Genomic DNA, 10911 nt, shown 5'->3' with positions numbered 1-10911 from the left:
GCCGAGCCGGCGCAGCGCGGCGGCCTTCGCCCGGCTCGCGCCCTCGGCCACCACCACGGTGACCGGCACGCCCAGGGCGCGGCCCAGGGTGGCCACCGCGATGCCGTGGTTGCCCGAGGAGCCGGTGACGACCTCGCCGCACGGCTCGGCCAGCAGCGCGTTGGCCGCGCCGCGGATCTTGAAGGACCCGCCGCGCTGGACGTGCTCGGCCTTGAGCAGGACGCCGGGCACGGCGTCCAGGGCCAGCAGCGGCGTGCGGAGCACGTGCCCCTCGATGCGCCGTGCGGCGGCGAGCACGTCGGCCGTGCCCAGCCTGATGTCGAGGCGGGTCACCGCGCACCCCCGGCGAGCGCCACGCGGTCGACCTTGCCGCTGCGGGTGGTGGGGAAGCGGTCCAGCCGGGTGAAGTGCCGGGGCATCAGGTGCGGCGGCAGCGCCTCGGCCAGGTGGGCGCGCAGCGCCGTGTCGCGGACCTGCGCCAGCTCGCCGGTGACGTGCGCGACGAGGTAGGCGCGCTGCTGGTCGTCGGTGGCCGCGGTGACCGCCGCGCCGGTGACGGCGGGGTGGGTCAGCAGGACCGCCTCGACCTCGGCCGGGTCGACCCGGTAGCCGCGGACCTTGATCTGCCGGTCGTTGCGCCCCAGGTACTCCAGCACCCCGTCCGGCCGCCGCCGGGCCAGGTCGCCGGTGCGGTACAGGCGCGCGCCCGGCTCCCCGCACGGGTCGGGCACGAACCGCGTCGCGGTGAGGCCCGGCCGGTTGAGGTAGCCGCGGGCCACGCCGACACCGCCGAGGTAGACCTCGCCGACCTCGCCGTCCGGCACCGGCCGCATCCCGCCGTCCAGCAGCCGCGCCACCACGTCGTCCAGCGGCGCGCCGATCAGGTCGACGTCCGCCTCGGGCCGTGCGGGCACCTCGTGGCGGGTGGACGTCATGGTGCACTCGGTCGGCCCGTACTGGTTGACCAGCCTGCCCGGCACCAGCGACCGGCCGCCGGCGGCCAGGAACGGGCGCAGGGACTCGCCGCTGGTCGCCACCAGCCGCACGTCCCGCAGCGCCCGTGCCGCGCCGTCCTGGCGGGACAGGAAGGTCAGGAACGACGGGGTGGTGCTCAGGATCGTGTTGACGCCGTAGGCCCGCACGGCCTCGAACAGCTCTTCGGGGCGCAGCAGCGCCGACCGGGGCAGCACCACCAGGCTGCCGCCCGCGAGCAGCGGGGCCAGGGTGTCGCGGATCGAGGCGTCGTAGCCCAGCGGTGCCAGCTGGAGCGCCACGGTGTCCGGGCCGAGGTCGTTGTCGCGCACCGTCGACCGCAGGTAGGCCCGCAGGGAGCGGTGCTCGACCAGCACGGCGTTGGGTGCGCCGGTGGAGCCGGAGGTGTGGCTGACGTAGGCCAGCGACCGGGGGTCCGCCGGCCCTTCGGGCAGCGGCGCGACGGGGTCAGCGGTCGCGTCCTCCCCGACCAGGACGGTGGGTCCGGGCACGGTGAACCGCCCGGCGAGGCGCCGGCTGGTCACCAGTGCCCGAGCGCCGTCCAGCAGCGCGGCGACCCGCTTGGGCGGCAGGTCGGTGTCCACGGTGAGGAAGGCGCCGTGCGCCCGCAGCACCGCCGCCATCGCGACGACCGCGTCCACGCCGCGCTCCAGCGCGATCCCGCAGACCACCTCGGGCCCGACGCCGTGGCCGCGCAGGACCTGGGCCAGCCGGTCGGCGCGCCGGACGAGGTCGGAGTGGGTGAGCACGCCGTCGGGGGTGACGACGGCCGGGTGGTCGTGGTGGCCGGCCGCGTCCAGCCCGCCCAGGTCGAGCCCAGGCCAGCCGAGCGCAGGTCGGTCGAGCACGGCCGTGTCGGCCCGACCCGTGTCAGTCGTGGACATGTCAGTCCCGCCCGGTCTGGTCGAAGGCGACGAAGCGCAGCTCGGAGCTGTACTTGGCGCCGGTGTGGTCGGTCAGCCACGCCTGCTCGGGGTTGGGCAGCATCTCCGACACGGTCAGCCGCGCCGAGGGGTCCTTGCGGGCCAGCCGGCGCGCGGCCTTGGCCAGCACGTTGACGTAGACGGGGCTGTCGAAGTCGACGTAGAACGGCCGCGGCTCGGCGGGGGAGACGATGAAGGCGTAGCGGGGCAGCTCGTGCTCGTCGCGCCACGCCCGCGCGCGCACGAACCGGCGGGCCTCGTGCTTCTCGGCCGCGAACTCCAGCGACTCCGCGGTGAACCGCCAGGTCTCGCGGGCGACCACCACGTTGTCGACGGTCACCCGCGGCGAGTGGTCGCCCGCCGCGCGGAGGCTGAACCGGTCCATGACCCGCGCGGTCAGCGCGTTGCCGAACACGTCGATCACCGGGAACACCGCGCCGTCGGGCAGCACCGCGACCAGGTCGCCGTCGCGCTCCTCGACCAGGACGTCCGCGCCCATCGCGGTGCGCGGGCGGTGCGGGTCGGCGGTGTGGTCGACCATGCCCACCAGGTAGTCCTGCGGCCGGTTGAGCGCCGGGCGGCTGCGGGTGTTCCAGCGCGGCGGCTGCTCCTTGGGCAGCATCGGCATCAGCCGGGGGCCGGGGTAGTCGACGTCGGTCTCGGCCAGCAGCTCGTCCTGGTCGGGGTGCTGCATCACGAACAGCGAGGCGCTCATGGTGTTCACGCCCACGTGCAGCTCGCCCAGCACCAGCTCGAACTCGCCGCGCTCGACCGCGGCCGCGTCCTCGGCGACGACGAACACGTCCGGGCTGATGTAGCGGGCGACGTTCCAGCCCGTGGCGGGCTCCTCGAAGGCCTCGCGGACCTGGTCGGCGATCTCCGCGGACGACAGCCGCACCCGCCGCGCGCCCTCGGGCGCGTCCACGATGGCCTCCCAGCGCCGCTGCAACTCGGCCTGCACGCGGTCGGCGTCGGCGATCGAGTCGGGGTGCGGCACCGGCAGGCACGCCATCCACAGGGACGCCAGGTCGACCACGGGACCCTTGGCGCGCAACGACTCGAACGCCTCCCGCAGGTGTCCCCGGGCGATCTCGGCGTACCGGTTGGTCATCCACCGCGCCGCCGTCAGGCACTGCGCCAGCGGGGTCAGCTCGTCCAGCACGGCCGAGCCCAGCCGGGCGGTCGCGGCCCGGCGCGAGTCGGAGTAGACCAGCGCGCGGTTGGCGGAGGTCTTCGCGCCCTTCTCGCGCTGCGCCGACGTCCGCGTGGTCTCCACGAAGTCGTTCTCCAGCGCGGACATCGCCTCCAGCAACGCGTCGGCGTCGCCCAGCGCCGCCCGCACCCGCTCCCGGCCGCGTCGCAGCACCTCGATCCGGTCCAGCGCCCACCCCCGCACCTCCGGGTCGCCGACCCGCTCGACGATGGCGCGCAGCGCCAGGTCGGGGTGGGCGCTGGCGGGGACGTCGATGCGCCAGGTGACCCAACGCCGGCGCACCAGCTCGTCCAGCGCGTCGAGCACGCCGTCCAGGTCGCGGCCGAGCCGTTCGGCGATCTCCACCGGCTGGTGGGCGCCGTCGCACAGCCGCAGCACGTCCTCCAGGCCGTCGGCCAGCGGGACGGCGGCGCGACCGGGCAGGCTCACCGCGCCGTCGGCGATCCTGGCGAACGACACCCGGCGCGGCGGCACCCACCGGCGCATCCCCGGCTCGGCGCCGATGACCTTGGCCAGCGCGTCGATGCCCCAGCTGGAGAAGTACACCTCCGAGCAGGCCAGGAAGTCCTCGCCCGGCACGGTGGTGATGCCGCGCGGGCCGTCCAGGTCCCAGCTGCCCCAGCCCACCGGGCCGAAGAAGCCGATGGTGTCGTTCTTGACGCAGAACCGCTGCCAGTAGTGCGCCACCAGCTCCTCGCGCTGCCGCGGCATGCTGGTGCGCCCCGCCGCGGTGGGCGTCCACGCCAGGAACGGCGCGATCCCCGAGCCGAGCACCGCCTTGTTCTGCCACGCCAGCGCCGTGCGGAACCTCGGCTGGGAGGCGATGTCCTGCAACTCGCGGGCCGTGCGCACCGCGGCCTCGTCGAAGAACGCCTCGAACTCCTCCCACTCCGGACCCGTCCACCGGTCGCGGGGCGGCACGTCGGTGAACTTGTCGGCGGCCACCCCCAGTCCCGGTGGGGCGAGGCGGAGCACACCGGCGGCCGGGAAACCCGTCCCGCGCAGGGCGAACTGGCTCCACAGCCGCCAACCGCCTCCGGGCAACAGCACCGTTCCAGCCACGCTGACCATCCCTTCCCAGCTCTCCCGAGGGCTTCGTCAGCCCCGCTGCCCCATCCGCTCGCGGAGGCTCCGCGGCCGCATGTCGGTCCACACCCGCTCGATGTGGTCGAGGCAGACCGCGCGCGGCCCCTCGGTCCCGTCGGCGACCCAGCCGGGCGGCAGGTCGCGGTCGGCGGGCCAGATCGAGTACTGCTCCTCGTCGTTGGTGACGACCCGGTACACCCGCTCGTCCTGTGTCATCGGCGCTCCCCGATCGGTCGGTCGCTCTGGTTGCCGGACCGACGATGCCGCCGGGCGGGGCGCCGCAGTAGAGAAGAAAGCGCAGACACGACGGCAACCGCGCCGTGCCGCTTCTTCCCTGGTGAGGGGCCTGTCCCGGCGAGCAGTCTTCGTGGCAACTCAGCTCGCAGGGAGGCCGACAGTGAACGAAGGCGCACCGCACACAGCGACGGACCACGGCGCGGTCTCCTCCGCGCAGCGGCGGCTGTGGTTCCTGGAACAGCTCACCCGTGGCTCCTCCGACAACCTGCTGCCGCTGGCGCTGCGCGTCCGCGGCGCGCTGGACGTGCCCGCGCTGGAGCGGGCGCTGGCCGGGATCGTCGAGCGCCACGAGGTGCTGCGCACCAGGTTCACCGCCGTGGACGGCGAGCCGGTTCCCGTGCTGGACCCGCCGGGCGCGGTCGTGCTGCGCCGCGTCGACGCCCGCGACCCGGAGGAGGTGTTCGCCCGCGAGCTGCGCCGCCCGCTGGACCTGGCGGCGGAGGCGCCGGTGCGGGCGGTGCTGGCGCGCCTGGCCGAGGACGACCACCTGCTGCTGCTGGTCGTGCACCACATCGCCGTCGACGGCTGGTCGTGGGACGTGCTGCTGCGCGAGCTCGACGCGGGGTACCGGGGCGAGGAGCTGCCCGCACCGCGTCACCAGTACGCCGACTTCGCCGCGTGGCAGAACCAGCGGCTCACGCCGGCGCGGGTCGAGCGTCTGCTGGCGCACTGGACCGGGCGCCTGACCGGGGTGGCGTCGCTCGCGCTGCCGACCGACCGCCCCCGGCCCGAGGTCTGGGACGGTTCCGTGGAGCTGGTGCGCTTCCGCGTGCCCGCCGACCTGCTCGCCCGCGTGGACGCCGCCGCCCGCGAGCGCCGGGCCACCCGCTACATGCTGCTGCTCGCGGTCTACCAGTCGTTGCTGGGCCACTACAGCGGGCGCACGGACATCGCGACCTGCACCACGATGGCCGACCGGAGCGGCCCGCTGGACGTGTCGAACCTGGTCGGGCCCTTCGTCAACACCGTGGTGCTGCGCTCGGACCTGGGTGGGCGGCCGTCGTTCGACGCCCTGCTGCGCCGGGTCCGCGACACCGTGCTCAAGGACCTCTCCCACGCCGAGGCGCCGTTCGACCGCGTGGTCGGCGCGCTGGGCATGGAGCGCGACCTGTCCCGCCACCCGCTGGCGCAGGCGTCGTTCACCCTGCTCAACACCGTCCACCAGCCGGCCGCCCTGCGCGGCCTGGACGCGACGCTGGTCGGGGCGCCGCTGGGCGGCACCGACATGGACGTGTTCCTCGACCTCAACCTGATGCCCGACGGCAGCCTCGCCGCCCGCCTCCAGTACGCCACCGCGCTGTTCGACGACGACACGATGCGGCAGTTCGCCGACGGGTTCCTGAGCCTGCTCACCGCCGTGCTCGACGACCCCGACGCACCGGTGGCCGACCTGGCCGCCGCCCTGCCTCCGCTGCCCGGCCGGGCATTGCTGGACTCCTGGGGCGGTCCCGCCGAGACGCCGGCGCCCGCCGCGCCGCTCGTGGTCCGCGGGCACGGTTCGGCCCCGGCGCTGGTGTGCGGCGACGACGTCGTCAGCTACGACCGGCTCGACGCCCTGGTGGGCGGGCTGTTCGCGCTGCTGCGCGACTCCGGCGTGCGCCGGGGCGACGCGGTCGGCGTGTGCGTGCCCCGCGGCACGTGGTCGGTGGTGGCCATGCTCGCGGTGTGGCGCGCGGGTGGCGCGTACGTGCCGCTGGACCCGGCCCTGCCGCCCGACCGGCTGGCGTTCATGGTCGCCGACGCCGACGTGCGCTGCGTCGTCGGTGACGCCGACATCGCCGGGGTGCGCCGCGTGTCCGTGGCCGACGTCGTCCCCGACGCCACCGCGCCCGTCGTGACGCCGGACCCGTCCGACCTGGCCTACGTCATCTTCACGTCGGGCTCCTCGGGGCGGCCCAAGGCCGTCGGCGTCGAGCACGGCGCGCTGGCCGCGCACGTGGCCGCCGCCCGCGATCGCTACGGCGTCACCGCCGAGGACCGGGTGCTCGCGTTCTCCTCCTTCTCCTTCGACGCCTCCCTCGACCAGCTGCTGCCGGCGCTGACCAGCGGCGCGACGGTGGTCGTCCGGCCCGACGAGCAGTGGCTGCCCACGCGGGTCCCCGCGATCGTGGCGCGGCACGGCATCACCGTGGCCAACTTCCCGCCGACCTACTGGAGCGAGCTGGCGCTGTCGCTGACCGGCGGCGCGGGGCTGGAGTCGTTGCGGCTGCTCATCCTCGGCGGCGAGGCCGTCCCCACGGGGGCGCTGGCCGCCTGGCTGCGGCACGCGCCGCACGTGCGGGTGCTCAACGCCTACGGCCCCACCGAGACCGTGGTCACCGCCACCACCCACGAGCTCACCGACGCCGACCGCGTCCCCATCGGCCGGTCGCTGGGCGGCAGGCGCGTCCTCGTCGTCGACGAGCACGGTGACCCGGTCGGCCTCGGCGTCCCCGGTGAGCTGCTGGTCGGCGGACCGGAGCTGGCCCGCGGCTACCTCGGCCGCCCGGCGCTGACCGCCGAGCGGTTCGTCCCCGACCCGCGCGGCGGCCGGCTCTACCGCACCGGCGACCTCGTGCGCTGGGGGGCCGAAGGCGACCTGGAGTTCCTGGGCCGGGTCGACGACCAGGTGAAGATCCGCGGCTTCCGGGTGGAGCTGGGCGAGGTCGAGTCGGCGCTGTCGGGCTGCGCGGGCGTGCTGGCCGCGGCGGCGGCGGTCAAGGCCGACCCGCACGGCGGGCAGGTCCTCGTCGGCTACGTCGTCGGCGACGACTCCCTCCCCGGAACGGCCGCGCTGCGGGCGGAGCTGTCGCGCCGGCTGCCGCACTACGCGGTGCCGTCGGAGGTCGTTCGGCTCGACGCCCTGCCCGTGACGGCTTCCGGCAAGCTCGACCGCGCCGCCCTGCCGGACCCCAGGCCCGACCGCGCGGCCACCGGGGCCGCCTACACCGCGCCCCGCGACGACGTCGAGCGCGAGATCGCCCGCATCTGGGGCGAGGTCCTGGGCGTGGACGGCATCGGCATCGACGACGGGTTCTTCGACCTCGGCGGGCACTCGCTGCTCGCCACGATGGCCGTCTCCCGCATCGCCGAGCGCCTGGAGCGCGACGTGGAGCTGCGCACCCTGTTCGAGAACCCGCGCATCCGCGAGTTCGGCCCGCTGGTCGCCGCGGCCCGCCCGGTCACCACCGCCGGCGTCGTCCCGGTCGACCGCGGCGGTCCGCTGCCGATGTCCTTCGCCCAGGAGCGGCTGTGGTTCCTCGACCGCATGTCCGACTCCGGCGAGGACTACGTGCTGTGGTTCTCCTGGCGGGTGCGCGGGCCGCTGGACGCCGACGCCTGGGAAGCCGCGCTGGGTGACGTCGTCGCCAGGCACGAGGTGCTGCGCACCGCCCTGGTCGAGGTCGACGGGCACCCGGTGCAGCTCGTCCACGACGACGTGCCGGCGCCGCTGGAGCGCCACGCGTGCGCCGACGTCGAGGAGGTCCGCGCGCGGGCCAAGGAGTTCGCCGCGGCCCGCTTCGACCTCGACCGCCCGCCGCTGGTCCGCTCCGGCCTGTGGGAGCTGGGGCCCGACGACCACGTGCTGGTGCTGTCGTTCCACCACGTGGCCACCGACGGCTGGTCCAAGGACGTCGTCGTCGATGAGCTGACCCGCTCCTACGTCGCCCGCCTCGCCGGGCGCGCGGCCGACCTGCCCGACGTGCCCGTGCAGTACGGCGACTACGCGGTGTGGCAGCGCGGCCTGCTCGCGTCGGGCTCGCTGGACGCCCAGCTGGAGCACTGGCGGGCGGCCCTGGACGGCGTGCCCGTGCTGGAGCTGCCGACCGACCGCCCCCGCCCGGCCACCCGGTCGGCACGCGGCGGCGCGGTGGAGGTGCCGTTGCCGCGGGAGCTGGCCGCGGGCCTCGACGAGCTGGCCCAGCGCTGCGGCACGACCCGGTTCACGGTGCTGCTGGCGGTGTTCCAGGCGGTGCTGGCCCGCTGGTCGGGGCAGACCGACATCGCGGTGGGCACCCCGGTCGCCGGGCGCGGACGGGTGGAGCTGGAGCGGCTCATCGGGTTCTTCGTCAACACCGTGGTGCTGCGCTCGGACCTGTCCGGCGGACCGTCCTTCGTGGACCTCGTGGCGCGGGTGCGCGGCACGGTGCTGGGCGCCTTCGACAACCAGGACGTGCCGTTCGAGCGGCTGGTGGAGGAGCTGCGGCCCGAGCGCGACCCGTCGCGCAACCCGCTGTTCCAGGTGATGTTCGACGTGCAGGAGAGCGCGGTGTCCACCGGGATGGCCGCGCCGGGCCTGGAGTTCGAGGGCTTCACGCTGCCGTGGGAGTCGGCGAAGTTCGACCTGACGGCGACGTTCCTGCTCGACCCCGACCGGTTCTCGCTGGACGTGGAGTACAGCGCCGACCTGTTCGACGAGGTGTCCGCGGTGCGGCTGGCGGAGCACGTGACCCGCGTGCTGCGGGCCGTGGTCGCCGACCCGCACGCCGACGTCGCCCGCCTCGACCTGCTCTCCCCGCGGGAACGCGCCGCGCTGACCGCCGCGCCGGCGGTCGTGCCGACGCCGCCGCTGAAGGTCTCGGGGGACGCGGGGGACACCGCGCTGGTGTGCGGCGAGCGGACCCTGACCTACCGCGAGCTGGGCGCGCTGGTCGGCGGTCTCGCGTCGGCGCTGGCCGACGCGGGCGTGCGGCTCGGCGACCCGGTCGGCGTGTGCCTCGGCCGGGGCGTGTGGTCGGTGGCGGCGATGCTGGCGGTGTGGCGCGCCGGCGGCGCGTACGTCCCGCTGGACCCGAAGTTCCCGTTGGAGCGGCTGCGGTTCATGCTCGCCGAGGCGGGCGCGCGGCTGGTGGTCGCCGACGGCGGCACGGCGGGCGCGCTGGCCGGGCTGGATGTCGGGATCGTCCCCGTCGAGGGTGTCGTGCCCGCCTCGCGGCCCGCCGCTGGCGTGGACCCCGCCGGCGTGGACCCCGCTGGCGTGGACCTCGCCGACGTGGACCTCGCTGGCGTGGACCCGGCCGGCGTGATCTCCCTCGACGTGGACCCCGGCGACCTGGCCTACGTCATCTTCACCTCCGGCTCCACCGGGCGGCCCAAGGCCGTGGGCGTCGACCACGGCCCGCTCGCCGCGCACGTGGCCGCCGCCCGCGACCTGTTCCGCCTCACGTCCGCCGACCGGGTGCTGTCGTTCGCCTCGCTGTCCTTCGACGCCTCGCTGGAGCAGCTCCTGCCCGCGCTGACCGTCGGCGCCCGCGTGGTGCTGCGGCCCGACGAGGTGTGGTCGGTGGACGAGCTGGCCGCGGAGGTCCGCTCGCACGGCGTCACCGTCGCCGAGCTCACCCCGTCGTACTGGGAGGAGGTCGTGGCCCGCCTCGGCGACCTGGCCGGCGACCTGGCGTCGCTGCGGCTGCTGGTCACCGGCGGCGAGGCGCTGCCCGCCACCCCGCTGGGCCGCTGGTTCGAGCTGCTGCCGCACGTCCCGGTGGTCAACACCTACGGCCCCACCGAATCCGTCATCTCCGCCACCGCCCACGTGGTCACCGCGCCGGTCGCAGGCCGCGTCCCCATCGGCGTCGCGCTGGGCGCGCGCACCCTGCACGTGGTCGACACCCTCGGCCGGCCGGTGCCCGACGGCATTCCCGGCGAGCTCCTCGTCGGCGGACCGGAGCTGGCCCGCGGCTACCTCGGCCACCCCGACCTGACCGCGGAGCGGTTCCCGGCCAACCCGTTCGGCGCGGGCCGCGTCTACCGCACCGGCGACCTCGTGCGCCGCCTGCCCGGTGGGGAGCTGGAGTTCCTCGGCCGGGTGGACGACCAGGTCAAGATCCGCGGGTTCCGCATCGAACCCGGCGAGGTCGAGGCGGTGCTCCAGGGCTGCGCCGGTGTGCGCGGCGCGGCCGTCGTGGTCCGCGAGGTCCGGGGCGACCGCGCCCTGGTCGCCTACGCCGCCGGGGACCACCTCGACGGCGACCGGCTCGCCGCGTGGTGCCGCGACCGGCTCCCCGCCTACCTGGTGCCCTCGGCGTTCGTCGTGCTCGACGCCCTGCCGCTGACCGTGCAGGGCAAGCTCGACACCGCCGCGCTGCCCGACCCCGAGGTCCCCGCGACGGCCGAGTTCGTCCCGCCCACGTCACCCACCGAGGTGGTCCTCGCCCAGATCTGGGCCGAGGTGCTCGGGGTGGAGCGGGTCGGCCTGCACGACGACTTCTTCGCGCTGGGGGGCCACTCCATGCGCGCCGTGGCCGCCGCCTCCCGGGTGCGCGCCGCGTTCGACTGCGCCATCGCGGTGCGCGAGCTGTTCGAGAACCCCACCGTCGCGCTGCTCGCGGCCGAGGTGGAACGCCTGCTGGTCGAGCAGATCTCCGCGATGAGCGACGACGAGATCGACCTGTCCCTGTCGCTTGACGCCGCATTCTGAGA

Annotated in this window: 5 protein-coding genes; 1 reads left to right on the top strand and 4 read right to left on the bottom strand. The window is 75.5% G+C overall.

Going from position 1 to position 10911, the window contains the following annotated elements:
* The 4 genes from ACFQ3T_RS07540 to ACFQ3T_RS07525 form a co-directional block, all read right to left on the bottom strand.
* A partial coding sequence (locus tag ACFQ3T_RS07540; RefSeq protein WP_380721647.1) for a pyridoxal-phosphate dependent enzyme occupies positions 1 to 333 on the bottom strand: 333 nt, incomplete at its 3' end.
* A complete protein-coding gene (locus ACFQ3T_RS07535; protein WP_380721644.1) occupies positions 330 to 1877 on the bottom strand; it encodes an amino acid adenylation domain-containing protein in 1548 nt (515 codons plus the stop codon). The genes ACFQ3T_RS07540 and ACFQ3T_RS07535, both read right to left, overlap by 4 nt.
* A gap of 1 nt (position 1878) precedes the next feature.
* The gene (locus ACFQ3T_RS07530) at positions 1879 to 4200 is read right to left on the bottom strand and encodes a lantibiotic dehydratase (RefSeq protein ID WP_380721641.1); all 2322 of its coding nucleotides are present in this window, start codon (positions 4198 to 4200) and stop codon (positions 1879 to 1881) included.
* 27 nt (positions 4201 to 4227) lie between these two features.
* Positions 4228 to 4431 carry an MbtH family protein gene (locus ACFQ3T_RS07525; RefSeq protein WP_073896715.1) on the bottom strand — a complete coding sequence of 68 codons (204 nt, stop codon included), beginning with the start codon at positions 4429 to 4431 and terminating at the stop codon, positions 4228 to 4230.
* Positions 4432 to 4612: 181 nt separating this feature from the next.
* On the opposite strand from ACFQ3T_RS07525, the gene ACFQ3T_RS07520 reads away from it, so the two are divergent.
* Positions 4613 to 10909: an amino acid adenylation domain-containing protein gene (locus ACFQ3T_RS07520; protein WP_380721638.1), complete on the top strand. Its 6297-nt coding sequence runs from the start codon at positions 4613 to 4615 to the stop codon at positions 10907 to 10909.
* Positions 10910 to 10911: the final 2 nt, after the last annotated feature.

This window comes from Saccharothrix hoggarensis (assembly GCF_042678885.1).
Lineage (GTDB): Bacteria > Actinomycetota > Actinomycetes > Mycobacteriales > Pseudonocardiaceae > Actinosynnema > Actinosynnema hoggarensis.
The sequence above is the reverse complement of the archived record's forward strand: the minus strand, read 5'-3'. Positions and strand labels throughout refer to the sequence as shown.